The sequence below is a fragment of the Pirellulales bacterium genome (genome assembly GCA_019694435.1).
GTDB lineage: Bacteria > Planctomycetota > Planctomycetia > Pirellulales > JAEUIK01 > JAIBBZ01.
Genome location: JAIBBZ010000042.1, coordinates 1 through 24,507, shown reverse-complemented (window position 1 = coordinate 24,507; position 24,507 = coordinate 1). Strand labels below are relative to the sequence as shown.

Annotated in this window: 20 protein-coding genes; 8 read left to right on the top strand and 12 right to left on the bottom strand. The window is 65.6% G+C overall.

The genetic code is table 11. The features are described from left to right. Position 1 precedes the first annotated feature (1 nt). Together K1X74_20990 and K1X74_20985 are read left to right on the top strand one after the other, a co-directional pair. Positions 2-427: a sulfite exporter TauE/SafE family protein gene (locus K1X74_20990; protein ID MBX7168825.1), complete on the top strand. Its 426-nt coding sequence runs from the start codon at positions 2-4 to the stop codon at positions 425-427. A 152-nt stretch (positions 428-579) separates the two neighbouring features. Next, positions 580-2,541: a DUF1598 domain-containing protein gene (locus tag K1X74_20985; GenBank protein ID MBX7168824.1), complete on the top strand. Its 1,962-nt coding sequence runs from the start codon at positions 580-582 to the stop codon at positions 2,539-2,541. Positions 2,542-2,592: 51 nt separating this feature from the next. On the opposite strand, the gene K1X74_20980 is transcribed toward K1X74_20985, so the two are convergent. The 3 genes from K1X74_20980 to K1X74_20970 all read right to left on the bottom strand — a co-directional run bounded on the left by K1X74_20980 (position 2,593) and on the right by K1X74_20970 (position 6,429). Next, complete coding sequence (locus K1X74_20980; protein MBX7168823.1) at positions 2,593-3,588, bottom strand: hypothetical protein; 996 nt, start codon at positions 3,586-3,588, stop codon at positions 2,593-2,595. Between the two features lie 35 nt (positions 3,589-3,623). After that, on the bottom strand, positions 3,624-5,603 hold the full coding sequence (locus tag K1X74_20975) for a VWA domain-containing protein (GenBank protein ID MBX7168822.1): 1,980 nt from the start codon (positions 5,601-5,603) through the stop codon (positions 3,624-3,626). Positions 5,604-5,727: 124 nt separating this feature from the next. Next, the gene (locus K1X74_20970) at positions 5,728-6,429 is read right to left on the bottom strand and encodes a DedA family protein (protein MBX7168821.1); all 702 of its coding nucleotides are present in this window, start codon (positions 6,427-6,429) and stop codon (positions 5,728-5,730) included. 559 nt (positions 6,430-6,988) lie between these two features. On the opposite strand from K1X74_20970, the gene K1X74_20965 reads away from it, so the two are divergent. Then, positions 6,989-7,225, top strand: coding sequence for a hypothetical protein (locus K1X74_20965; protein ID MBX7168820.1), 237 nt, complete (start codon positions 6,989-6,991; stop codon positions 7,223-7,225). Here K1X74_20965 and K1X74_20960 read toward each other — a convergent pair. The 4 genes from K1X74_20960 to K1X74_20945 are packed head-to-tail and all read right to left on the bottom strand — an operon-like array spanning position 7,222 to position 11,619. After that, positions 7,222-8,319, bottom strand: coding sequence for an FAD:protein FMN transferase (locus K1X74_20960; GenBank protein MBX7168819.1), 1,098 nt, complete (start codon positions 8,317-8,319; stop codon positions 7,222-7,224). The two genes, K1X74_20965 and K1X74_20960, sit on opposite strands and share 4 nt — an antisense overlap. Positions 8,320-8,328: 9 nt before the next feature. After that, positions 8,329-9,126, bottom strand: a complete 798-nt coding sequence (locus K1X74_20955; GenBank protein ID MBX7168818.1) for a lysoplasmalogenase — start codon at positions 9,124-9,126, stop codon at positions 8,329-8,331. After that, the gene (locus tag K1X74_20950) at positions 9,123-10,244 is read right to left on the bottom strand and encodes an HD domain-containing protein (GenBank protein MBX7168817.1); all 1,122 of its coding nucleotides are present in this window, start codon (positions 10,242-10,244) and stop codon (positions 9,123-9,125) included. The genes K1X74_20955 and K1X74_20950 overlap by 4 nt, the downstream gene beginning before the upstream one ends. Before the next feature lie 49 nt (positions 10,245-10,293). After that, positions 10,294-11,619: a class I SAM-dependent methyltransferase gene (locus K1X74_20945; protein ID MBX7168816.1), complete on the bottom strand. Its 1,326-nt coding sequence runs from the start codon at positions 11,617-11,619 to the stop codon at positions 10,294-10,296. A 280-nt stretch (positions 11,620-11,899) separates the two neighbouring features. On the opposite strand from K1X74_20945, the gene K1X74_20940 reads away from it, so the two are divergent. Continuing rightward, complete coding sequence (locus K1X74_20940) at positions 11,900-13,417, top strand: lipopolysaccharide biosynthesis protein (GenBank protein MBX7168815.1); 1,518 nt, start codon at positions 11,900-11,902, stop codon at positions 13,415-13,417. 105 nt (positions 13,418-13,522) lie between these two features. Next, positions 13,523-15,058 (top strand): YifB family Mg chelatase-like AAA ATPase, encoded by a 1,536-nt coding sequence (locus K1X74_20935; GenBank protein ID MBX7168814.1) that lies wholly within the window; start codon positions 13,523-13,525, stop codon positions 15,056-15,058. On the opposite strand, the gene K1X74_20930 is transcribed toward K1X74_20935, so the two are convergent. Next, positions 15,021-16,757 carry a DUF4038 domain-containing protein gene (locus K1X74_20930; GenBank protein ID MBX7168813.1) on the bottom strand — a complete coding sequence of 579 codons (1,737 nt, stop codon included), beginning with the start codon at positions 16,755-16,757 and terminating at the stop codon, positions 15,021-15,023. The two genes, K1X74_20935 and K1X74_20930, sit on opposite strands and share 38 nt — an antisense overlap. Positions 16,758-16,946: 189 nt before the next feature. On the opposite strand from K1X74_20930, the gene K1X74_20925 reads away from it, so the two are divergent. Then, positions 16,947-17,714 (top strand): SDR family oxidoreductase, encoded by a 768-nt coding sequence (locus K1X74_20925; GenBank protein ID MBX7168812.1) that lies wholly within the window; start codon positions 16,947-16,949, stop codon positions 17,712-17,714. A gap of 37 nt (positions 17,715-17,751) precedes the next feature. On the opposite strand, the gene K1X74_20920 is transcribed toward K1X74_20925, so the two are convergent. From K1X74_20920 to K1X74_20905, 4 genes are all read right to left on the bottom strand, one after another. After that, complete coding sequence (locus K1X74_20920; protein ID MBX7168811.1) at positions 17,752-18,660, bottom strand: cupin-like domain-containing protein; 909 nt, start codon at positions 18,658-18,660, stop codon at positions 17,752-17,754. Further along, positions 18,657-19,907, bottom strand: a complete 1,251-nt coding sequence (locus K1X74_20915) for a GNAT family N-acetyltransferase (protein ID MBX7168810.1) — start codon at positions 19,905-19,907, stop codon at positions 18,657-18,659. Before K1X74_20915 ends, K1X74_20920 begins: the two co-directional genes overlap by 4 nt. Before the next feature lie 247 nt (positions 19,908-20,154). Then, entirely contained in the window at positions 20,155-21,456 is a 1,302-nt protein-coding gene (gene serS / locus K1X74_20910; GenBank protein MBX7168809.1) for a serine--tRNA ligase, read from the bottom strand. A 25-nt stretch (positions 21,457-21,481) separates the two neighbouring features. Next, the gene (locus tag K1X74_20905) at positions 21,482-22,903 is read right to left on the bottom strand and encodes a dipeptidase (GenBank protein ID MBX7168808.1); all 1,422 of its coding nucleotides are present in this window, start codon (positions 22,901-22,903) and stop codon (positions 21,482-21,484) included. Positions 22,904-22,972: 69 nt separating this feature from the next. Between K1X74_20905 and K1X74_20900 the strand changes: the two genes are divergently transcribed. After that, a complete protein-coding gene (locus tag K1X74_20900; GenBank protein MBX7168807.1) occupies positions 22,973-23,398 on the top strand; it encodes an ATP-dependent Clp protease adaptor ClpS in 426 nt (141 codons plus the stop codon). Positions 23,399-23,411: 13 nt separating this feature from the next. After that, positions 23,412-24,507, top strand: a 1,096-nt coding sequence (gene mtaB / locus K1X74_20895; GenBank protein MBX7168806.1) for a tRNA (N(6)-L-threonylcarbamoyladenosine(37)-C(2))-methylthiotransferase MtaB, incomplete at its 3' end; no start/stop codon positions are given.

Here is a 24,507-nt window from a genome sequence, read left to right as displayed (position 1 = left end):
CTTGGTACTGCGCACTGCAACGAGCGCAGGCGCCGCGCTGGCTCATAGCCTCGAGGAACCTTCGATGACCAGCACCGGACTGTGCGTCGCGATTGGATTGGCCGCTGGAACTCTCAGCGGCCTGGTGGGGATCGGCGGTGGAATCGTGATGGTCCCCGCCCTGGTCCTGCTGCTTGGACTATCGCAGCACGAGGCCCAAGGCACGACCTTGGCGATGATGGTTCCGCCCGTCGGGCTGGCGGCCGCCTGGACCTACTACCGCGCCGGGTACATCGACCTGCGTTTCGCAGGCTGGCTGTGCCTGGGATTCGTCGTCGGCACGCTGGTCGGTTCGCGCATCGCGATTGCGGTGTCGGACGTCACCCTCGAGCGGATTTTCGGCGCTGCGTTGCTCGTGGTGGGGCTGAAAATGATTCTCGTGCGCTAACCAAGTCTGCCACGGACGCTGGCGTCGAGTCTCGCTCAGACGGTCGATTGGCCGCCTGGAAATCAGACCGCTTTTTTCTTGACTTGCCCCAGGGTGATTTGCGACGCTTCGGGTTGGAACAGCTCTTTTCGGCGGCATTGGAGAGGCACACCATGTCGACCGCACGCAGGGATGGCGTCCGCGCCGGCGGGCGCAGGGGCGCGTTTGTCGCGCAGCACCTGTTTCGGTTCGCTGCCGCTTGGGTCGTATTCGGCGCAGGCGTATTCGGCGCCGTGGCGCTGCAACCCGCATCGTTCGTTCAGGCCTGGGATGAACTGCCGGCCGCGCTCGACGAGCAACTCGCCGAACATTTGGCTGCCGGCGCCTGGGACCAGGCAACCAAGCTCGCCAACGAGGCCCCGCGGGCCCGTCGCGATCGCCTCTTGGCCAAGATCGCCGTGGCTCAGGCCGGTGCGGGCCAGCGCCAGCGCTTTGCCGATACGCTCGACGCGATCACCGCGACGGACGTGCGCATGCAAGCGGCCCGCGACGGACGCCGCGAGATTCTTGCCCAATTCCCCGCCTTGCAAGGGCAGGGAGACGCGCCCGGCCTGGGCCGGCAAGGAGGGGTGAACGGAGGCCCTCAGGGACTATCCGTTGGCAACTCCGGGTCGAACTTTGGCGGTGGACAAGACATCGATTTTGACCCGTTGATGGAACTGATCACCAGCACCGTCGCGCCCACGACGTGGGAGGACGTCGGCGGCCCAGGAACGGTCAGGCCCTTCATCACGGGGGTGTGGGTCGACACGACCGGGCTGATGACGCGGCTCAAGCAAGTCGAGGCCCACGACGCTCAGCAACTGGCCGCAATCCGCGTCGCGGCCCGCGCTGCGGCAGGTGACAGGGCGGACGATGCACCGCGCCGCGCATCGCCGCTGCGCATGGTCTCGCTGGCCCGGCTCGAGCGCCACGTCTTGCACCAGTTGGCCGCCGGCGAGCCACTCGACGAGGCAGCGCTCGTCCTGGCCGGAATACGCCGCGTGCAGTTCGTGCTCGTGTTTACCGCCGAGGGCGAGGCCACGTCGGGCGATATCGTGCTGGCCGGGCCGGCGGGCGACTGGTTGCCCAGTCCCGGTGGGCGTTTCGTGGCCGCCGACACGGGCCGGCCGGTCGTGCGCCTGGATGACCTGGTCGTGTTGCTGCGGCGGCTGGCCCTGGGCGAGCAGGGGACGCTGGGCTGTTCGATCGTGCCGCGCACCGCGGGCCTGCAGGCGGCGCAGCAGTTCCTCAGCGAAGCGGGCCAGCGACCGTTGGCAGCCGGCCGGCAGGCGCGCGAGCGTTGGATTGAACAATTGCGCTCGAAGCTGGGGCTGCAAACGATCGAGTTCTACGGTTTGCCGGTCGAGAGCCACGTGGCCCGGGTACTGATCGAGGCCGATTATCACATGAAACTTGTGGGCACCGGATTGGCCGAGGGGACACCTGCCGTTCCCAGCTATCTGGAGCTGGTCGAGCGCTCAGGCGAGGTGCCTGAATCGCTCGACGTGTTGCGGTGGTGGTTCACGCTGAAGTACACGGCGCTCAAGGCGACGGCCGACCGCCAGGCGTTTGCGATCGACGGTCCGGCCGCGCAGGTCCTGAGCGAGAGCGAGCTGCTCGACGCTCAGGGCCAACGGATTCACACGGGAAAATCCGACCCTCTAAACAGTGAATTTGCTCGGCGGTTTACGGCCGATTTTGCCGCGCTGGCCGAGCGTTATCCCGTGTATGCCGAATTGCAGAACGTCTTCGATCTGGCCATGGTGGCGGCGGTGATTCGCCACGAGCAGCTCGAGCAGGCGGCGCAATTCGACTTCGGCTGTCTCGCCGATGAAGACCTGCTGGCCCTGCCGCGGTTTGCGGTACCGGCCGCCGTGGAAACCGTGGCCAATCATCGGCAACTCGACGGACGGCGATTCGTGGCTGTGGTCAGTGGCGGCGTGCGGCTCGATCCCTACGGGCTCTTGGCTTCGGTGGAGCTGCAAGCCGACAACGGTACACTCGCCCAGCAACGCGCGCAGGCTGCCCCACGCGGCGCAACGTGGTGGTGGGATGCCGATTCCACGCTCGCTGCGGCCGAAGACAAGGAATGACGGCCCGGTGCCCATGATGTCCCGGTGCCTGCGCCGCGCGACGAGCCCGGGCTACGGAGCCTGGCGCGGCTCGAACGCCGCGCGGAGCCGGGCGAGTTGCGCGGCGCGTTGTTGTGGCGGCGCGGCAGGGTCGAATTCGACCGGCGCGCCGGACAGCGACTCGAGTTGCGCCTTGGCCTGTTCGAGCAGCGCCTGCTCGTCGCGGTCGAGCAGCGCGATCCACGCCGTGCGATCGGCAGCCAGCCAGGGGACGATGTTCTCAGGCAGATCCTCCTGACCGCTCGCCGCCAGGTCGAATTCGATGCGGCGGATTCGCGAGCGCTGCTCGGCGTCGAGTTGGTCGGCCGGCAGTTGTTCCAGGAACGGCACGATTGCCGTTCCATACTGACGCAGCCGTCGATCAGCGGCCTGGCGAGTCGCGAACTTTTCGCTAGCCAACTGGGTCACCAATTCGAGCCATTGCCGTCGCGTGTCATGCTGCGGCAGGCCCACATAGCGAAACAGGGCGTCTTCCAATTGCAGGGTTTGTTCGGCCAAGAGCCAACCGGGCCGAAACAATTCGACGAGCGGGAGAATCCGCTCGACGCACAGCTCACGATGCGCCAGCAACAGCGTCCAGAAGTTCGATGCGCGGATCGTGCGGGCCGTGGCGCCGCTGCCTACGATCACCGTGATGGGGCCGGTCGGGCCCTGCTCGAAAAACACCTCGTCGGGCGATGACGCAGCGCCGCGTCGCTGCCGGAGGCGAAACAACTCGCCATGCGTCACTTCCAGATCGACCATCAGGTCCGGCGCATCGAGCAAGTAGCGCAGCGTCGGCAGGCCGTCTTCGACGTTGATCGCCAAGGTCTCGTGGCAATCGCCCGACCGCGCCGAACTGTTCTCAGACCGGGCATATTCGGGAGAAGTGGCTGCCAGGCGACCTGACGCGACGTAAAACCGCAGATAGCTGATCTGCGCCGCCAGGGCCTGGTTGATCCGTAGCGGCGTTTCGGCGAGCACCGGCGGAAGACAGACGCACGACACCCAGGTCGCGGCCAACAGCACACCGAAAGCTCGAGGGGCAATCCGGGAGACGCGCATCACAGCTTGGGTAACTTCGGTTCCACGGGACGTTGGAGCATCCGCTGCTGTTCCACGACCCGCCCCGGCAGCTGGTTATTCGCGGGCGACAGATCGGGATTGTCTTTGGGTGGGGCCTCGTAACCCTCTTCGATCGCAATCCCCAGCGGATCCTTCAATTCACGCTGGGCCAGCAGTGCCCAGGGCGTATTCGGATTTTGCTCGACGCAGCGCTTCAGCAGCCGCGTCGCTTCGGCCGCGGCACGCTCCGAGGCGGTGCCGAAGTTGATCTTGGCATCCGGCTTGAATTTCCAGCGGTTCGATTGCTGGTCGACGAATTCCGAGCCCTTGCCGCGCATCTGGGCGCAGGCCCAGTTGTATTCGTTGCAACGCACGCGCATGGCCAGCAAGCGGCCGAACGTCAGGTCGTAAAACGCTCGCCACCTCGCGGCCGCCTCTTTCTGGTAGGCCTCTTCAAGCCCTTTGGGGCCGAAGAATTCCAGCGCCTGATCGAGAATCACGCTGTTGTAGGCCACGGTTTGCTGGGCCTCGCGCAGATCGTCTTGAAAGGTTTCGCCGGTGGGGGCGAACGATAGCCGCGGCGCGCCGCGCAGCTCGCGCCGGTGCGTCACCTCGACGGCCTGTAGCACGGCCTTGCGCAGGGGGCTCGCCGCGGCGCTGCGGACGTATTCCGTCGCCGAGTTGTAGTCGGGCAGATAGTTCCGCATCGTCGCCAGGCTGAACGGCGAGCGATCGGCAGCCTGCTCGCTGACAAAATAGGCGCCGCCCGTCTCTTGCGTCAGCCGTGTCAGACTGAACGGCCCGACGCCGGCGCGAACCGACTCAAGCTGCGGACCCTCGAACCAATAGGGCAGGCGCAACAGCTCTTGGCGCACGCTGTCGGGGCCGCGATTGACGGGCAATTGATAGGTCTTGCCGTCTTCAGGATGGACGTAGGCGTGGGTGCCCATCACCCGGCCGAACATCGACGAGGGGCCGACGGCAAAGACCGGCACGGCCAGTTTCTGGCACTGCCGGACGGCGTCTTCCAGTTCGTTGTCGTCGTCTCCCGACTCGTCGGTCCAGATGACGACCATGATCTTGCGTTGCTCGTGACCGCGCAGAGCACGGTACTTGTCGACCGCAGCGAGCAACGCGGTAAAGACGTTTTCCGAGCCGGTCTCATCGGTCGGCACCTTGCGAATGGCGTCGACCACCATCGCCTCGTCGGCCGTCGGCGCGACCAGCTCTTGCCATTGCTGGCCGAACGCCACAACGGCATTCTCCAGCGCGTCGCTACCGGAGAGCGAACCCAACTGGTCGAGTTCGCGGAACACGCGTTCCAAACGGTTGGCCACCTGGGTGCGCTCGTCGGCCAGGCTGATCGAGGCGTCCATCATCCAGACGACCAGCACCTTGCTTTGTTCGAGATAGGTGACGATTTCATGGGTGATGCGATCGACGGCCCCCTCGACCTCCATCACCGAATCGCCGATCGTGCCTTTGCGAACGACCATTTCGCTCAACTCAGCGGCCGCAAGCTGTTGAACCTGCGGCAGTTCGATGTTGAAGTCGACCGTCTCGACCTGGTCGAGCGACTCTTCGATGCGAGGCTCGTCACTCAACTCGGCCCCTACGGCCGAGGTCGTCGCGGCGAACACTTGCTCGGCCGGCTCGTCCGACGGATCGGCCAATTGCAGTTCCGCGTCGGCCAGCGGCTCGACCGGCGGCTCTTGCGGCGTCAAGAAGGCCTTCAAATCGTCGATCAATTGCGGCCGGGTGCCGGGCAGCATCACCAGCCCGATCTGCACCAGCACGATCAGGTGCACGATCACACTGAGGGCTCCCGCCTGCAGGCTGCGGCCGCTCACCCAGGTTTGGCCCGGGGCGATTTCGGCCAGACGTTCGGCAACGGTCACCGTGAAGGTCCCCTCGCGCGACCGCGCCAGGGCCTGGCGTTGCCCGTGCAACTCGATGATCCGTGCGAAAACTGCCTGCATCTCTGCTGCTGCGCCCAAAAGGGGAGACGGGCCGGCGCTTCCGGAACCCCCATTCTAACCAAACGGCCCGGTCGCTGCACTTCCAGGCTGGGCGCTATTCGGCCCGGGCCGAGAGAAATATTGCCTAGGTGGCGATCTGCTCGGCATTTTCGTGCGGGTCGTGTGCCAGCGGGGTGGCCTTATCCGGGGTGGCCATACGGGCCAGACGCTGGTTGCGGAGCTGCTCGAGCTGGACGCGCCGCCGCCTGCGCCGCAGGAAGTACAACACCGCCACGGTGATTACGGCCACGACGACGAGGAACGTGACCGACATCTCGACCCCGCGGATGTAGCCCCAAAGTCCTTCGATGCGGTTGCCGTACTTGTACGACAAGCCAAAAAAAGTGCCCACGACGGTCGTTGCGCACAACAAATCGAACGAGAGAAACCGCCGCAACGGGACGCGAAGAATGCCCGCGGTCAAATAAACCGGCGAACGCAACCCGACCAGAAACCGCGAAATGAAAAACACCTTCAAGCCGTGCTGCTTGATCATGTACTCAATCCGTTGCTCGCGTTCGGGCGTGAGATGACGAGCAAGGACCCGATGCTCGAACAACACGCCGCGGCCAAAGTGGTAGCCGATGCCGTACATCACCAGGTCGCCCACCAGCGCACCGAACAAGCATGCCAGGAAGGCCAGGCCCGGGTTGAGCCGGCCGTAAGAAGCGGCGACGCCCGCCAGAATGACCGGCACCTCCTCAGGCACGGGGAGGCCAAAGCCGGTCAGAATCAGCACGGCCATGATGCCCAGGTAGGAACCGTGGTTGAGCAGCAGATCGACCATGCAGGCGGATCCGAAGTTTCCAAATCCAGATCACGACGCACCGATACGTTGTCCCCTCGGGCGTCACCCCCCGTGCAAGCAAGTCTAGCCGATAGTTTGCCGGGACCGTTTCCGGCGCCTGTCAACTTTCACAGCTTGGGTGTTCTGTACAGGCCGGTGGCGAGATCGCAGGATGCGATTGTTCAACAACGTCGCTAGAACCGTGCGCGTCCCCTGTGTCCGCCGGGCCAGAACTTCCTACGTCTGCCACAGCGATGTGGTTGAGCACGCGAACCAATCCCCCTCCAACGCCACATCCATGCGGCACTCAATCATGGGCCGGATCAAGCCGCAGGACAACCCTCGCCCGGGGCGCCGCGGGCGATTCTGGCCAGGGTTGGGGGCAACAGCGCGGTCGGAGTGCCCCTAATCCCGAGGTGCACGCTTTGTGCCGCGCGGCGAAGCGGATTCCTGGTTTGCCATCGGGTCGCGTTACCGTATCATCGCCGCTCGCAGTCTGACCGGCGGGACATAGCATTGCCCGACGGTCGTGGTCCTTCGCATCTGGAGTGCATGCCCTATGGCCAAGACGAACTGCCCGATTAGTCGCCAGGATTTTCGCGACCATGCCCAACCGGTCGAAGTGACGATCAACGGGGTACCCCACGTGGCAGAGGTCAAGGAATTCTCCACGGGGTCGCTCGGTTGGTACCTGAACGGAAAGTCGACGCTCAAGGTGGGCGACAAGACCGTCAGCGTGCAGATCGGGCTCAATCTGACCATTGTGGGGTCGAAAGAGCTACCACAGGATTCCTAGGCCTGCGCCGCGAGCGCCGATCGCCACGGCTCGGCCAACACCAGCCGGCCGGCGCCGAAATTCCACGCGCGCACCTGCAGCCCTTGCGGCCCACCGCCCGGCAGGGTGACGACGGCCGCGACGTCGCGATGGGTCTCGCAGTAATGCTGCGCCGCTTCCGGTCCAAGCACATAGAAGGCGGTCGATAGCGCTTCGGCCAGCGCGGCCGAGTCGGCAACCACGGTGGTCGAGAGCACCCCTTCTGCCGGGCGGCCAGTTCGTGGATCGAGAATGTGGCCATAGCGCCGGCCTTGATGCCGGAAGAACTGTGTTCCGGCCCCGGAAGTCGACAGCGCTTGATTGAGAAGCCGGACGGCTCCCAGCCGCTGCCCGGGGCGGAGCGGATCGCCGATGCCGACGGTCCAACCTTGCCCTGCGCCCTCGGACAGGTCGTCGCCGCTTGCCGTTACGCTGCTGCGCCCACCCTGCAGCAAGTAATCTTGCACGTCGTGGTCGGCAAACACCTCACGGCATCGATCGAGGGCATATCCCTTGCCGATGCTGCCCAGGTTGATCGCGACTCCGGCGCGGTCGAAGCGGACGGCGCAACGATCGCCGTCGAATTGCACATGCTGCATGCCGGTGCGCGCAAGCGCCTCGGAAAGTTCGTCGTTGTCGGGAACGCGCCCCTGGCGGCGCAGAAATCCCCACACTTCGATGAGCGCACCGGTGGCGACGTCGTAGGCACCGGCTGTTTCTCGATGCACCTCGTCGGCCAACTGCAACAGCGCGAAAAGCCGTGGCTCGACGACGATCCAATCGCGTGCGGCCAGCCGATTGAGCTGCATGATCTCGCTCGACTCGCGGTAGACGGTCAACTGCGCTTCGAGTGCTTCCACGAGGTCGAGCGCCGCCACGGCGGCCTCGGTGGCCGCGGCGTGCTGCCCTGCGTTGACGATCGCTTCCCAATTGCAGGCCATGGCCTGCCGCGAAACATGCAGGTGATAGACGCCCTGGCCCGCGGTGGCCGTTTCCGGAGTGATCATTTCGCCCCGCGTGCCGCGGTTCGCTGACCCGGCCAAGAACTCACGGCGTGAAGCAGGGCGATCGCTCATGCCGCTATCTTAGCCGCCCGATGCCTCCGCAGTCGCCGGCCTGCGGAACGTCGAACTCTGCAACATGCCCCGGCGGCTTCCAAAGACGATCAGCATTTCACCCGGTCCGTAGCTCAACCAGGTCAACTCATCCAAACCGGGAAAAGAGTCGTGAAACACCTGGTATGCCAGCAGTACGTCACTGACGAGAAACAACGCCGCGCCCGCGGCCAGCAGGTTATATGCTCGATCTTTGCGCCCTAACGCAGTCGCCGCGCCCGGGGTCGCGGCGACGAGCACGGTATAGGCCAAGGTGGGAATACGCAGTTGCGTTTGCCGATCCGTGCTCAAGGCAACCGCGGCCCATGCGCCCAGGGCCATGATCTGCCACGCCCCGAGCCAGCGAAGCCAGGCCACGCTGCGCACAGGCGACCGCAGTTGGGCGAGCAACCAGCAGGCCGCTACATAGGACAGGTGACCCAGCCCATACAACACGATGCCGCCAAGCAGCGGATCGGTAAACGGCGTCCAGCCGAGCCGGCGGCCGACATGCGAGTCGCCATAGAACCCTAGCGACATACCGAGGGCAACGCACAAGGCCGCATGGGCCGTTGCCTCGCGCCGCTGCGTCCACGCGTTGCACCACGCCGCGATCGCCAGCACCAGGCAGGAGCCGGCGCGCAGATCAAGCCGGGCCTGTGACCACCAGGGCACCGACAGGCAGCTTTGCAGCAGGCTCACGGTCAAAAGCGCGGCCCACGCAACTCCAAGCACCGTGAACGTCGTCCGCAGAGGCGCAAGGTGCGTCGAGACATCGCCCGTGTTCAAGGGGTGAACCCCGCATCGAGCTGGCGCAAGTAGTCCAAGGCATCGTGCACGTCCATGACCTGCACGCCTTGCTTGCGGCCGGCACGGTCGAAGTCGGCCAGGAGGACCAATTCTTCGAAGTCGTCGGCCGCTTCGAGCCGGCGACGTGAACGATGCCCCAGGGTGCCCTCGCGCCAGGCCCGGCCCTCGGCTTGATGTTCGATCAGCCAACGCGTGCGTTCGGTGATCGACTCGCCCAATGCCTCGACTCCCGCGACGATCGGCTCTTGCGGATCGATGACCTTGCCCACGTCGTGCAACAGCGCCGCCAATAAGAACTCTTCGTCGTAAGGTCGCTCGGCGCGGGCCAGCTCGAAAACCTGGAGGCTGTGGTACAGCGCGTCGCCTTCGGGGTGTCGCCGGCGATCTTGCTGCAAGTGTTCCAGCGGCGCGAGCAGCACCGCGTAGAGTTCGAACCGATCTCCCGCGTGCTGACGCGGTCCGTGCGCCGGCACCGCGCCTTCGTCGCCGACGGCGACGCGCTCGGCCCTGTCGACGATGTCTTCGAGTTCCTGCAGATTGGCCCGGCGCAGCGTCCCCTGGTGGTCGTGCGGCCGAACCACGCGACGCGCCAGGTGCGGTGGGAAGACGACAATCCGCGCTCGGTGCGGTTGTTCGATCCGCACCACCGGCACGACCAGCGTGCCGAGCCGGCGGCGAAAACTGTGACGCAGAACCGTCGCCTCGAGATCGGCGCCGTGCAGCGCTTCGACGATTGGACCGGGCCCGTCGGCAATCGCTTCGAGATCGATGTCCGAATCGTGCCGGAAGCGGCCGTCCAGCGCGCTGTGGACCAGTCGCGGACGGAATCGGCGTAAGAGCCGCATCAACCGCAGGGCTCCTTGCCGCAGCTCGGCCAGCCGGTCTGCCCCGGTTTCCGCGCCGCTGCCCAGGACCAGCAGTCGCAACTGCAGCCGCACTTCGGCATTGGTCGGCAGCTCGTTGGCCGCAAGCGGCTTGCCGTACAACCGCCGCGCCGCGGCCAGTTTGGCGCGCTCGACGAGGGTTTCTTCGCGCGCGGCCAGCAAGCGCGCGGCTTCGACGGCAATCCGTTGGCGAACTTTTTCGATGGATTGCATGCAAACCGTGGGGGGCCAGCCGCCCGCCGTAAGGTCGGACCGGTTTATTCTATCCGCCGACGCGCGAAAAAAGGTCGGCGACGCGGCGCGGGTCGTCCGCGTCGAGTGGCCGGGCCAGCGGGACATCTCGACGGTGCAGCAGCAGCCCGTCTACCTTGTGTAGCAGATCGAACACCTCGCGAACGAGCTGAAACGCGCCGGGCAGCCCCAGGCCAGGCAACTCGTTCGCCAGCTGTTGCACGATCTCGCCCAAGGTCCGGCGACCGTCGACCAGTTCGACCACGCGCTGCGCGGCCAGACTCGCGCGCGTCCGGAGCTCGACCGTCCTGGCAAATCGCAACACCCATTCGCCGGGCGCCAGGACGGAGCCTTGCGTCAGCGCGGCGAGGCTGAAAAACGGGACCTGCTCGAGGTCATCACACGAGGCCGCGGCGTCGGCGTCCGGTGACGCGAAGAACTCGTGCCGCATGATGCTGCCGATCGCCAGCTCGGCAATCGCCTGCTGCTCGACCAACGGCCGCTGAGCCGCCGCGGCGATCAATTCCGGGTCGCCAAGCACCATGGCAGGCTCGTAGCGCGTCCGTAGCTCGGGCGTGAATTCGATCCAGTGCAGGCCCGCCGTGCGCAGAAAGTCGTGCAGCTCGGGCACGCTGTAAGCACGGTCGACCGCATGTAGAAACAAGTCGTACAGATCGGCGTCGCTAGACATTTCCGTTTCGAGAAACAACTGCTTACCGCGCTGGTGCCAATTCGACGCCGGCAAGCTCCGCAGGCACTGCCGCGTGCGATCCAGCTTGATGTCCGCATCCGGATGGTCGGCATTGAGGTAGCGCAGCAACTGCTGCACCTGGTAGATGCCGGTGCGGCCATATCGGCCATAGACCATCAGCCCCAGCCCGCCACCGTCAGCCAGCGCGCCGCGCAAGGCTGCGAGTCCGGCCTCGGGCTCCGGCAAGTGGTGCAGCACGCCGCAGCAATTGATGTAGTCGAACTTGCCGAGGCCGAGCCGTGGCAATTCGGTCAACGAACCGTTCACCCAATGAAGGTTTGTCAATCCGCGGATCTCGGCGCGCTGCCGGGCGACTTCCAACGAAGCGCGGCTGAGGTCGAGGTAGACCACTTCGCCAGGCAGGCCGCGCAATTGCTCGGCCAAATGGATCGTCGAGTCGCCGGTGCCGCCGCCCGCAACCAGCACCCGGATGCCTTGCCGGAAATCGCGGCGGCCGCCGAAGAGGTAGTGATTGATGACCTCGAGCGTGTCGATGTAAGTTCGACGCAGTCGCTTCCGTTCGTCGGCCGGGTCTCGAGGTGGGTAAGGAAAGGCCTCGTATTGATGCCGGACCGATTCGGCCGCTGATGGGTTGCCGCTGGCCATGCTGCAGAATGCCTCCTTGCGGGCGTGCAGAAACTGTTCCTTCCGCCAGTCTCCAGGTCTCCCAGGACAACCGTCAACGGCAGATTTGTCCCCACCGCGGAGGGGGCTGTATTGGCTGTGGGCGACGGGGGCGTATTACAAGTGTCGCAGACCTTAAATTGCTAGGGAGCATCTGTGATTGCCCGGCCTGCAAAATGCTAGGCTTTTCGCAATCGATCTCCCTACGCCCCGCATGACCACTGAAACTCCAACTCTGGCGCCGCCACGCGAAATCGAGTCGGTGGTTCCATCGCTATGGGACCGCTGGCTTACTCCCGAATCGTTGGCGCTGTCGGTCAGTGTCGGGGTGACTCTGACGATCGTCGCGCGCGCGGCCGGGCTAGCTCGCGGTGTTGTCTTCGCGCGCAGCATGAGCAGGGCCGAGCTGGGCCATTTTTCCCTCTCTTACAACGCCATCTCGCTGGTTGCGTTGGTTGCCGTGCTGGGATTGCCAGGCGCATTGTCACGCTATATCGAGCGTTATCGGCGCGACGGTGGCCTGCGCTCGTTGATCGTGCAGACGATCGTTGGCTGCGCCTTGTTCGGCGGAGTGGCGTGTGCCGTCGGCATGCTCGAGGCGGAGCGGCTTGCGACTTACGTTTTCGACGACTCGCGGCAGACGCTGTTGATGATCTTGACCTGCCTGGGTGCTCTGGCCTTGGCCTATACAAACGTCTTGTCGGGCGTGTATCAGGGCTTGCGCCTATCCCGGGTCAACTCAATCATGCAGGTCGCTCAATCGATCGGCTTCTGTGTGTTGGGTGTCGGCCTCTTGTGGCTGCTGCGCAATGACGCGGTGGGCGGTTCGATTGCCTTCCTGCTCAGCTCGGTGTTGGTCTTGTTGCTGCCCACCTGGTTGATGGGACGGTATTTGCAGGGCTTGCCGCGCGATCGCCAAGCGGCCCCAGGCCTTGCCGCCTGGCAGGGCCTGTTTGCTTATGCCGTGGCCACCTGGTCGGCCGGCTGGCTAATGGAACTGTGGCGCACGATCGATCGCTGGTTGATCGTGCACTACGACACGCTGCCGGCCCAGGCGCGCTTCGAGTCGATCGGAAGTTACAACATCGTCGAAATGATTACCCAGCCGCTGTTTGCCCTGGCGATGCAAATCAGCATCCTGGTGTTGCCACATGTGGTGCACCTGTGGGAGGCTCACGAGTTTGACAAGGCGGGCCATATGGTCCGGCTGGCCACGAAAATGACCGTACTCGGCCTGATGTGCGTGGCCGTGCCCTTGGTGGCCACGAAACAGCTCATCCTGGCGGGTATCTTTGGCGATCATTCGCCTCAGGGCAGCAGCATCGTCGAGCCCGTGCTCGTGGCGATGATTGCCGCCTCGGCGCATTTCGTGCTTCGGTCGTACTTGCTGTGCCGCGAGCGGAACCGGTTGATCGGACTCGGTTGGATCGCCGCATTGGCGGTCTCGGTGCCGCTGTGCCTGTGGTGGGTGCCGCAGTGGCATTTGCAGGGCGCCGCCTGGGCGACGATGGTCGGCGGCATCGTCAGCGCGTTGGTCGTGGGCCTGACGAGCCAATGGGACGGACTACGCATGGACACCGCCACCTGGCTCGTGATGGCGCTGCCGCTGGCGCTCCTCGCGCCGTTGCCGGTGATGTTTGGCGTTTGCGGCATCGTCGTCATCGCCTGCATCTATTCAGATCGTCTGATCGACCGCGCAGAAAAGGCCTGGGTCCTCGACGCCATGGGCCGACTGATCACGGGGCTGCGCCGCCGGCTGGGTGACGCAGGCTCGCTCTGAATCGCCGGTTTCGGCGTCCGGTGCGTCTTGCGTCGTTGACGGCACCGCTGAACAATAGGCCCGCCGCCGGCAGATGCTGCGCGGATGACTCGTGGGGCCCTCGTCATGCTTGCCAAGCTGCACACCTTTGCACTCGTCGGGATCGATGCGGTGCCCGTCGAGGTGGAGGTCGACATCTCGGCCGCGGCCCTGCCGAAAGTCGTTCTCGTGGGCCTGCCCGAGGCGGCTGTCAAAGAGAGCACGCATCGCGTCGAGCGGGCGCTGGTGAACTCCGGTTTTCAGCGGCCCCAGGACCGCGTGGTGATCAACCTGGCGCCGGCCGATCTGCCCAAGCAGGCCGCCAGCTTCGATTTGCCGATTGCGCTCGGCGTGATCTTGGCGAGCGGCCAGGTCACCTCGGATCGGCTGCGCGAATTCGGCGTCGTCGGCGAATTGGCGCTCGATGGCGGCACACGGCCGATCCGCGGCGCGCTGTCGATGGCCTTGGCGGCCCGGCAGGCTGGGCTGCGCGGCTTGCTCGTACCGCGCGCCAACGCCTTCGAGGCGGCCGTCGTCGAGGAGGTCGAGGTCATTCCGATCGACAGCCTCACCCAGGCCGTGGCCTTCCTGACCCGGGCGATCGAGATAGACCCTCAGCACGCGCCCCTCGGCGCGTGGTTCAGCAGCCTGGCGCGATACGAGGTCGATTTTGAGGATGTCCGCGGGCAGGAAACGGCCAAGCGGGCGCTGACCGTGGCCGCGGCTGGCGCACACAACCTGCTCATGCTCGGGCCTCCCGGCTCGGGCAAGACGATGCTGGCCAAGCGTACGCCGACGATTCTGCCGGAGCTTTCGGCAGACGAGTCGCTGGAGACGACGCGGATTTACAGCGCCATGGGACTGCTCCGCGAGGGGCAGCCGCTGTTGGCGGTGCGACCGTTTCGCGCGCCGCACCACACGATCAGCGATGCCGGCATGGCCGGTGGCGGATCGACGCCTTCGCCCGGCGAAATCAGTCTGGCTCACAACGGCGTGTTGTTCCTAGACGAGCTGCCCGAGTTTCATCGAGGCACCCTCGAAGTGCTGCGTCAACCACTCGAAGACGGCCACGTGACGATCAGCCGCGCGCTGTCGACGACGACTTTTCCGGCTCGGTTCATGCTGATCGCGGCACTGAATCCGTGTCCGTGCGGCTATCGCAACGATCCGCGGCGCGAATGTCACTGCACTGTCCCGCAAATCGAACGCTACATGGCCAAGATCAGCGGCCCGCTGCTGGATCGGATCGACCTGCACATCGAGGTGCCGGCCGTGCCCTACGGTGAATTGGCGAGCAAACAATCGGGCACGTCGAGTGCCCAGATGCGCGAAGGGGTGACCGCCGCGCGGCATCTCCAGCAGCAGCGCTTCAAGCACTCGGGCACTCGCCACAACGCCCAGATGTCGACTCGCCAGATCAGGCAGCATTGTGCGCTGGACGCGGCCGGGCAGGAATTGCTCAAGGCCGCGATGCACGAGTTGGGCCTATCGGCCCGCGCGCACGACAAGGTGCTGCGCGTGGCGCGGACCATTGCCGATCTGGATGGCTGCGAACGCATCAACTCGGCGCACCTGGCCGAGGCGATCAACTACCGGATGCTCGACCGGAATCTGTGGACGTAGTCGGTTTTGACTCGTCGGCCGGTGCAAGCAGCACGACCCAATCGTGGCCGTGCGTCGGTGGCTCGAGCCGCACGGTCCCGGCGCGGTCGGCCGTCACGTCCGCCCCCGGTGACTCTGCGGTGGTTTCTGGATCAAAGTGCTGCACCCGGTACGTTCGCTGCGGTTCGAGCTGCCGCAGATACACGGCCTTGTTATGTAACAGGTAGACGACTCGCGGGCCCTTGGTCAGTCCGAAGGCGCCCGGCGGCACGTCGTCGGCGGCCGGCTCGACCCAGGCCGCCCAGGTGGCATGGGGAGCGAAGGTGTGCCAGGGCAACAGTTCCAGCCAGCGCTTGCCCGCGGCGATTTGCCGGCCGCCGGGCAGTTGCATGGCCTCGTCCCAGGCGATTGTGCCATAACCGTTGGGGCTGCTCCCTGCGGTCGGCGACGGACCGTGCGGCTGGCCACGGCGGTTCACCTGCCAGATGCCATTGGCGCCGTAGGTGTGGCCTGCTGCGCCGCCGGTCATGCACAGCCAGAACATGGCTCGGGTCTTGGCGGCCGGAATCCGATCGAGCAGCATCTCGTAGCTGGCCTCACCGTTGACGACCGGCATCCGCGGCTCGGCGGCGCGGCTTTGCAGCACCGTGCGCGCGGCCGCTGCCTCGGCGGTCGTGCCGGGTCCGTCGTGCGGCGTCTGCAAGAAGTCGAAATCGAGCAGCGCCTCGTCGTCGACCACGTGCCGGGCCGAGTAGGAGTTGATGGCGGTCGGATGAATCGTGAGCGGCCGCCGCCACGGATCGACAGCGCGAATCGATTTCAAAATCGTGCACCAGCGCCGCGCGGTGGCCTGATCGTCATAGGGAAACCCCTCGGCGCGATACCACGGCAGATTGGCCTCGCCGGCCGCGCACCAGACGACCGGCCAGGCGCCGTAGCGCGCGATGAGATAGCGCCAATGCGCCTGCAGCCTGGTCTCGCCCATCCACGGCAGAAAATAGCCCCAGGCCCCGACGATGCACGGGGTGATGCCCTGGTCGATCAGGTGACGAAGCCGCTGATCGGCCGCGTCGAAATACTCGGGCCGGATCCGCACGTAGTCTTGTTCCCAGGGGAACCCGGACTCGTTCGCCCCGCGTTCGTCGAACGGATACATGTCGGGATAGAGCCCGGCGACCAACTGCACGACAGTGAAGCCCTGTTGCCGGCGGTGTGCGGCGAGTTGCTGAAACTCATCGGGCCAGTGCAGCCGATGGCACAAGCCCATCCACCACGTGTCGCCGAGCCAGAAGAAGGGCGTGCCATCGGCGTGTTCGAAATGTCGCCCATCGGCGGCCACGCGCACCGGGCCGTGCAGGAACAACGGGTTCGCACCGTCGTAGCGAGTGACTTCCAGGGTACCCTCTTGACCGTGCAGCCCGGTGTCTTGGTCGGTGCTGCACACGCTTTTCCAGCGGTGCGTGCCCGTCAGGCTCGACGTATAGCGCACCTTCCACAAGTGGCCACCGGCCCAGAACGCAGGGACCGTGCGTTGTACGCCGTCGGGCGCGGTGAAAACGACGTCGAGCGTGATTTCGTGGGCCGCATCGCCGGCACGGTCTTGCGCCGTAAACAAGAGCTCAACCGGCACGTTGGCCTGTGTCGTCGCGCCCCAGGCCGAATGATGTGTCCAGGCCACCAGCAGCACGGCAATCGCGACGCGGAAGTGTGGTTTGGTCATCGGGCGATCCGGCCGTGTGGGATACAACGCTCGGGAAAACCGGCAATGTAGTCGCGATGCACGGCCTCAGCCAGCAAACCACATGGCAGCCGCGTTCGGCCGGGCGCCCGCTTGTCTCGCCACGGCGAGTTGGTAGGCTGCCGCCTGTTTTCCGGCGAGGTCGATCTGCAGCCCAGGAGCTACCAGGCAATGGAGATTCAAGGCAAAGCGGCGATTGTCACAGGCGGCGGTACCGGCGTCGGGCGCGCGGTGAGCCTGATGTTGGCCGAACGCGGCTGCTCGGTGGTGATCAACTACAGCAAGTCGCGCGACGAGGCCGAGGCCACGGCGGCAGAAGTCGAGAAGCTGGGCGTTCGCGGCATCGCCGTGCAGGCCGACGTCGCTGGCGACGAGGCCTGCCGCAAGCTGGTGCAAACGGCGGTCGATGCCTGCGGCGGGCTGCACGTGCTGGTGAACAATGCCGGGACCACCGAATTCTTGCCCCACAACATGCTCGACGAGATCACCGACCCGATGTGGGAACGGATTCTCGCCGTGAATCTCAAGGGGCCCTTCCAGTGCACCCGCGCCGCGCGCGAACCGATGCTGGCCGCGGGAGGCGGCGCGGTGGTCAACGTTTCGAGCGTCGCCGGCATCATCGGCGTCGGCAGCTCGATCCCCTACGCCTGCTCGAAGGCGGCGCTCAATAACCTGACCATCATGCTGGCCAGAGTGCTCGCGCCGCAAATCCGTGTCAACGGCGTGGCGCCGGGCTTCATCGCCGGACGGTGGCTCGAACAGGGCCTCGGGCCCATGTACGAGCCCATGAAGAAGCACTACGAAAAGCGGCTGCCGCTCGGACGCGTCTGCGAGCCCGAGGACGTCGCCGCGGCCGTGATGAGCCTGATCGTCGGCAGCGACATGATCACCGGCCAGACGATCGTCGTCGACAGCGGGATGACGATCCTCGCCCCGTAGCGCGCCTGCGCTCGGCCCCGGCAGGACCGTGCCGGGGCTAGTACTGCGAGCTGGCCTCGGCCGGTGCCTCGCCGCGGCCCAGCAGCCGCTTCACCGACCGGCCCGCGCGGATGACGTTGTATTTGCAGCGATCGACCGCCGGCGACATCCCCACGCGCGTCGGCCGCAGGCCAATGCGGCGCAGGTTCTTGTTGAACCGGTACAGCGCGTGCCGGACGACCGAATTGTCGGTCCGGAACGTGATGCTGAACGAGATCGAAAACTCGGGCCCCACCTTGACGTAGTGCGGCGCCGCGACGGGGAAGTGGAGCCCCTCGCCCGGCACGAGATCGAACAGCTCGCCGCGCACGCGATACTCTTCCTTGAACGGCAGGTTGCGGTGGCCGCCGGTCAGCACGTTCTCGATCTCGGCGTCGCTGACCACCACCTGGTCGTGCGCGTCGAACATGTGCACCTGTTTCGTCCCGCGCACTTGCAGCAGAAAATTGTTCTCGGGATCGAGGTGGTACGGGGTCACCGAGCCCGGCGACGACACGAAGATGAACCCCTCGCGCTGGTTCATCCCCGGTTCGACCTGTTCGCTCAAGGGGCGCACCTGTTCCAGGCACTCGTCGAGCAGAGCCTTGTACTCCGGGTGCTGCTCGACGTTCTTCAGCACCATCCACGACCGGCATTCCTCGATGCGGCGGATGGTCTCGTCGATGTTCAGCCCGTTGCGCGGCGTGAGCTTGGGGTCCTGGTTGATCGACAGATCACCGGCGTTGTACTCGACCCGCGATTCGGGCAGCCAACTCGCCAGTTCGATCAACCGCGGCAGTTGCAGCAGGGGATGATCGACCAGCCGGTGCCCAATCTTGTACGGCGCCCGGGCGAACTTCTCGGCAAAGGCTGCCGGGTCGAGCACGAGGTGGGCCGGCGTCGCGGCCACGGCAAAGGCGGTACTCATGATTCATGCTCCTGTGCGTGTGCAGGCAAGGCGCGCGGACGACGCCCGCGCACGAGGTCTCGAGCCCATTTGGCCAGCGGTCCCAGGGCCAGTAGCAGATCGCCCGGGCGGCGTCCCGTAGCGACCCAAAGGTTTTCGATGGTCCGGCGGTCGCCCCAGAGGCGGTCGATCATCGGGTGCCCCGGATCGGCACACGAATCGAGCCAGCGGAGGCCGGGCCGCGCTTGGAACCGCGCGATTTTGTCGAATTCGAGCTGCACGCCCGGCGAGAACCGGTGCAGTTGTTCGTCGTAGGCGATCTTGAAGGCGAATCCGCCGTCGCCGGTGACCAGGTTGATGGCCATCGCGATGTGGCGATCGTCGAACTTCATGCCCTGCAGCAGTAGCTTGCCGCGGCGTGCTGCACCGTGCATCATCCGGCGGAGGAACCATTGGTCGGCGTTGCTGCAGGCAAAGGCGGTGCCTTCGCGTCCCTTCCAGCCCAGCGCTTCGAGCCGCAGAAACTCGTCGATCCAGGCGTCGAGCTGTTCGGGCACGGGGTTTTCAGTGATTTCGAGTTTGCCGCTCTCGGCCAGGCGGCGCCGCAGCCGCTTCAACTCGTGGCGCTGCTTTCGCGAAACGCAGCGCTGCAAGTAGGCTTCGGTGTCGGCCGCCGGGACGAACATCGCCCGAATCCAGCGCTCGGTCAGCCAGAACCGCTGTTCGCGTTCGAACAGCGTGTTGAGCATCAGCTCGTGGAACGGGCCCGATCCTGGAATCGCGTTGAATTGAAACAGCGGTACCCGCGCCTCGGGCCCGGCGAGCCAATCGAAGAATGCTCCGAGCGTGTCGGCGGCCACGTCGCGGCGCACCAAGGGCAGGTTCAAGAAGCAATAGCGATGGCGCCAAAAGCGCAAGTGCGTGGCCGGCGGTCCCCAGGAGCCTTTGCGCTCCAGGGGAAACAGCCCGCACAACACCGGTGGGTTGGCCGGGTTCTTGCGGTGCGCGCCATAGATCAGCACGACCTCGAGCGCGGCGCCGTCGACCAGCAGATCCATCGCCGGCAGCAGCACGAAGGGTTCGTAGAACGCGTTGGGCTCGAGCGCCGTGTCGATCAATCGTTCCCAGGCCGCCTTGTGGCCGCGCAGCGTGGCCGCATCACGCACGACGACCGCGCGGTATGGCGGTCCCGGCAGATCGTCGCCGCCCAAGATGGCCGGCGGGGCAAGGCTCGGAGCGATGTGGTCGGTCACCAGCGAGGTCTGCACGATCGGGCCCAAATCCTGTCGCAAGAGGCACACGCGCGCCCCACGGCGGACCGTGGGATACCGCAAGATTAGGCCATGCCTCGAGCCGGCGGTAGCAATTTGCACGCTGGGACGACCAGTTCGGGCTTAGTCGATACAACCCGAATGATCTGACCGCCGCCGTCGGCGAATAGCGCAGCGGCAGGCAAAAAACCAAGACGGCGCTGGGGCATTGGAGGAGAGACTCGGCGTTGCCCCCGCACTCGCGCTAGCCGCCCGCGGCGGTTCGTCGCGGGCGCAGGACTTCTTTGCCGACGTAGGGCTGCAAAGCGGTCGGCACGCGGATCGTGCCATCGACCTGCTGGTAGTTTTCCAGAATGGCGATCAGCGTGCGGCTGATGGCGATGGCCGTGCCGTTGAGCGTGTGGACCAGGTGGGTGCCTTTTTCACCTTTGCGGCGAAAGCGAATCTCCAACCGCCGGGCCTGATAGTCGGTGCAGTTCGAGGTGCTGGTCACCTCGCCGAACTCGCCGCCGGTGCCGCGGCCGGGCATCCAGGCCTCGAGATCGAACTTGCGATAGGCCGGTCCGCCGAGGTCGCCGGTGGCCGTGTCCACCACGCGGTAAGGGATTTCCAGCGCGTCGAACAACGCACACTCCAGCGCGCACAACTCGTCGTGCATCGCGTCGCTTTGCTCGGGCGTCGTGAAGGCGAACATTTCGACCTTCGTAAACTGGTGCACGCGATACAGGCCGCGCGTGGCGCGTCCGTGAGCGCCTGCCTCGGTGCGGTAGCAATGGCTGATGCCGCACAAGCGAATGGGCAGTTGCTCCTCTTCGAGCGTCTGGCCGGCGTAAATCCCGCCGAGCGTGATCTCTGCGGTGGCGATCAGGCTCAGGTCGCTGTCGGCGATGCTGTAGATCTGCGTCTCGGGGCCGCGGGGAATGTAGCCCGTGCCGCTGAGCACCTCGTTGCGGGCCAAATCGGGCGTGACCATCGGCGTGAAGCCGGCCGCCATCAGCCGATCGACGGCGAATCGCTGCAACGCCAGGTCGAGCAGCACGCCGTCGTTCTTGAGGAAGTAGAAGCCGTGCCCCGCCACGCGCCCGCCTGACTCGAAGTCGACCAGATCGTGCAGTTCGCCGAGCGCGACGTGATCGAGCGGCTGGAAATCGAAGTTCGGCCGCGGCGCACGGCCGCGGCGCACCTCGAGATTCGACTGGTCATCGGCGCCTAGCGGGGCGTCGGGGTGCGAGAGGTTGGGAATCGAGCGGAGCAGCGCGTCGACCTCGGCTTCGAGCGCGTCGATCGTCGCCTGGGTCGCCGTGGCTTGCTCGCGGATGCGCCGGCCTTCTTCCTTGCGGGCCTCGCGCTCGGCGGCGTCTTTCGATTTGCCGATCGAGCGCGAGACTTCGTTCGCCTGGCGATTGAAGTCTTCCAACTGGGCCTGCTGCTGGCGGCGTTGCGTCTCGAGCTCGACGAAGCGGGCGACGTCGACCTGGACGTGGCGACGCTCGCAGTTTTCCTGCACCCGGGCGGCATTTTCCAGCACGTATTTGCGGTCGAGCATCGGCGCGCGTATTTCCTAAGCGGGACTAGCGCAGCGAGGGCAGGGCGGCCAGCTCGTGCCACAAACAAGCGCTGGCCTTGATGCCTCGATGGAAGTCGGCGAGACAGAATTTTTCGTTGGGACTGTGCGTGTTGTCGTCGTTCAGTCCCCAACCCAAAAGCAACGTATCGACTCCCAGCCGTTGGCGAAAGGTCGAGATGACCGGGATCGAGCCGCCTTCGCGAATCGCGAAGGGCCGGCTGCCGAAACCGCGCTCGATGGCCCGCGACGCGGCCGCCATGGCCGGACTGTCGAGCGGCACGACCACGGCCTTGGCACCATGGGCATCGATCAGCTCATAATCGATCCCCGGCGGACAACGCTGCTCGATCCAGCTGCGCAAGGCGGCCGAGATCTTCACAGGGTCCTGGTCGGGCACCAGGCGGAAGCTGAACTTGGCACCGGCCACTGCCGGCAGCACGGTCTTGAAGCCTTCGCCCTGGTAACCGCCCCAGATGCCGTTCACGTCGAACGTCGGCCTGGCGGTCCGACGCTCGAGAGCCGAGAAGCCCGCCTCGCCCCAGCCCGCGCCGACGCCGACCGACGCGTAAAATGCCGCCTCGCTCAACGGCAGGGCAGCCATCTGCTGCCGCTCGGCGTCGCTCAAGGGCACGACTTCGTCGTAAAAGCCCGGCAGCGTGACCCGGCCTTGGTCGTCGACCAGCGACGCCAGCAGGATCGCCAAGGCCCGGGCCGGGTTGGTGATCGCCCCGCCGAACGTGCCGGAATGCAGGTCTTGACGCGGTCCGCGCAGCCGCAGCTCATAACAAGCGATGCCGCGCAGCCCGTAGGTGATTGCCGGTTGGCCCGGGCCGAGCTGCGAGGTGTCGCTGATCACGATCAAGTCGCAAGCCAGTCGATCACTATGTTCGGCCACGAATTTTTCCAGGTTCAGGCTGCCGACTTCCTCTTCGCCCTCGATCAGAAATTTCAGGTTGAGTGGCAATTGGCCGTCACAAGCCAGCACGGCTTCGGCGCTCTTGATATGGGTAAACATCTGCCCCTTGTCGTCAGTCGCGCCGCGGGCGTACAGGTTGCCGTTGCGTCGCGTTGGTTCGAAGGGGGGCGAGATCCACTGGTCGAGCGGATCGACCGGTTGCACGTCGTAATGGCCGTAGACCATCACCGTCGGCTTGCCGGGCTGGGGCGGCGAACTGGCCACGACGATCGGATGACCGGCGGTCGGAACGACGTCGGTCGCGAAGCCGAGCCGGCGAAACTGTCCGGCGACCCAATCGGCCGCCGCGACGACGTCCGGGCGATGCCGGCTGTCGGCACTGATGCTGGCGATGCGCAGCAACTCGCAGAGCTCTTCTTCGAACCGGTCGGCATGCTGCGTGAGGTATGCGTCTAACTTCGCCATCGAATCGCGCTCGGCGGCCTGACTTGGTTGCTCGGGGCGGTACAATATACTGGTCGCATCCGAGCCGACCAAGTTCGCGCGTCCGCCCGAGGAACGCTTTCGCCGAGAGCGCAGATGAACGAGGAATTCGCGACCGATCCCGACGTCCCGGGCGACTCGGCCGACGCTGCGGGCGTCGCCCTCGAAGAAGATCCCCAGGCGACGACCAAGCAAATTGAGCCTGCCAAGCCGCGCGAGAAGTCCAAGCAAGACCGCCGCCCCAAGCGGCAGCCGCCCTACCACGTCATTCTCTGGAACGACGACGATCACACCTATGCCTACGTGATCGCCATGCTGCAAAAGCTGTTCGGCTATCCCGTCGAACGGGGCTACCAACTTGCCAAGGAAGTCGACAGCCAGGGACGCGCCGTCGTGCTGACGACCACGCGCGAGCACGCCGAATTGAAACGCGATCAAATTCACGCCTTTGGCAAGGACGACCTGATCGCCGCTTGTGCCGGATCGATGAAGGCCTCGATCGAGCCGGCACCGGGCAACTGACGGGACGGCGGCGATGGAAACTCAACCCCCCGGTCCTTTGCTGCGCACGCTCACGCTGGGCTGTCGGGTCAATCAGTACGAAACTGAATTCGTGCGCCAAGGACTCGCGCGGGCCGGCTATCGCGACGCGCCCGAAGGCGAGCCGGCCGACTTGTGCATCGTCAATACCTGCACGGTGACTTCGCAGGGCGACTCGAAAAGCCGCCATGTGATCCGCCTTCTGGCCCAGCGCAATCCGGGTGCGAAGATCGTCGTCATGGGGTGCTATGCGACCCGCGCGCCCGACGAGCTGGCCCGGCTGCCAGGCGTCAGCGAAGTCGTGACCGACAAGCGCGAGCTGCCCGACCTGCTGGCGCGTTTCGGCGTGCGCGATGTACCCACCGGCATCGAGACCTTCGACGGGCGGAAGCGCGCCTATGTGAAGGTCCAAGACGGCTGCCTGTTGCGCTGCACGTTTTGCATTATTCCCCATGTGCGTCCGCCGCTGACAAGTCGGCGACCGCAAGACGTGCTCGACGAAATCCGCCGCCTGGTCGACCACGGTCACCGTGAAGTCGTGCTGACGGGCATTCATTTGGGCCATTACGGCGTCGACCTCAACCGTGGCCGGCCGCGCGAACAATGGATGCGCCTGGCGCGCCTACTGGCCGAGATCGTGCGGTTGCCGGGCGATTTTCGCGTCCGGCTCTCGAGCATCGAAGCGACCGAGGTCACGCGCGAGCTGCTCGCCGTGATGGCCGAACACGCTGATCGCGTGTGTCTGCATCTGCACGTCGCCTTGCAGAGCGGTTCGGACGCCGTGCTGCGCCGGATGCGGCGCCGCTGGGGGCGCCGACGGATCATCGACCGCTGTCAGCTCGCCCAACGCCTGCTCGACCAGCCGGCCTTGACGACCGACGTGATCGTGGGCTTCCCCGGCGAGAGCGAGGCGGATTTTCAAGCCACTTGCACGGCCCTCGAGGCGATCGGCTGTTCACGCACTCACATCTTTCCTTACAGCCGGCGCCGCGGCACGCCCGCGGCCGAGTTTGTCGACCAGGTGCCGGCCGAAGTGAAGGCCGAACGCGTCGAACGGCTGCAACAGCTCGACGAGCGCTTGCGCCAGCGAT

Coding starts and splice junctions, on each gene's coding strand:
- K1X74_20965 (MBX7168820.1), top strand. CDS start 6,989: ATGGCCAAGACGAACTGCCCGATTAGTCGCCAGGATTTTCGCGACCAT.
- K1X74_20935 (MBX7168814.1), top strand. CDS start 13,523: ATGCTTGCCAAGCTGCACACCTTTGCACTCGTCGGGATCGATGCGGTG.
- K1X74_20960 (MBX7168819.1), bottom strand. CDS start 8,319: ATGAGCGATCGCCCTGCTTCACGCCGTGAGTTCTTGGCCGGGTCAGCG.
- K1X74_20900 (MBX7168807.1), top strand. CDS start 22,973: ATGAACGAGGAATTCGCGACCGATCCCGACGTCCCGGGCGACTCGGCC.
- K1X74_20925 (MBX7168812.1), top strand. CDS start 16,947: ATGGAGATTCAAGGCAAAGCGGCGATTGTCACAGGCGGCGGTACCGGC.
- K1X74_20985 (MBX7168824.1), top strand. CDS start 580: ATGTCGACCGCACGCAGGGATGGCGTCCGCGCCGGCGGGCGCAGGGGC.
- serS (MBX7168809.1), bottom strand. CDS start 21,456: ATGCTCGACCGCAAATACGTGCTGGAAAATGCCGCCCGGGTGCAGGAA.
- K1X74_20930 (MBX7168813.1), bottom strand. CDS start 16,757: ATGACCAAACCACACTTCCGCGTCGCGATTGCCGTGCTGCTGGTGGCC.
- K1X74_20975 (MBX7168822.1), bottom strand. CDS start 5,603: ATGCAGGCAGTTTTCGCACGGATCATCGAGTTGCACGGGCAACGCCAG.
- K1X74_20920 (MBX7168811.1), bottom strand. CDS start 18,660: ATGAGTACCGCCTTTGCCGTGGCCGCGACGCCGGCCCACCTCGTGCTC.
- K1X74_20970 (MBX7168821.1), bottom strand. CDS start 6,429: ATGGTCGATCTGCTGCTCAACCACGGTTCCTACCTGGGCATCATGGCC.
- K1X74_20950 (MBX7168817.1), bottom strand. CDS start 10,244: ATGCAATCCATCGAAAAAGTTCGCCAACGGATTGCCGTCGAAGCCGCG.
- K1X74_20945 (MBX7168816.1), bottom strand. CDS start 11,619: ATGGCCAGCGGCAACCCATCAGCGGCCGAATCGGTCCGGCATCAATAC.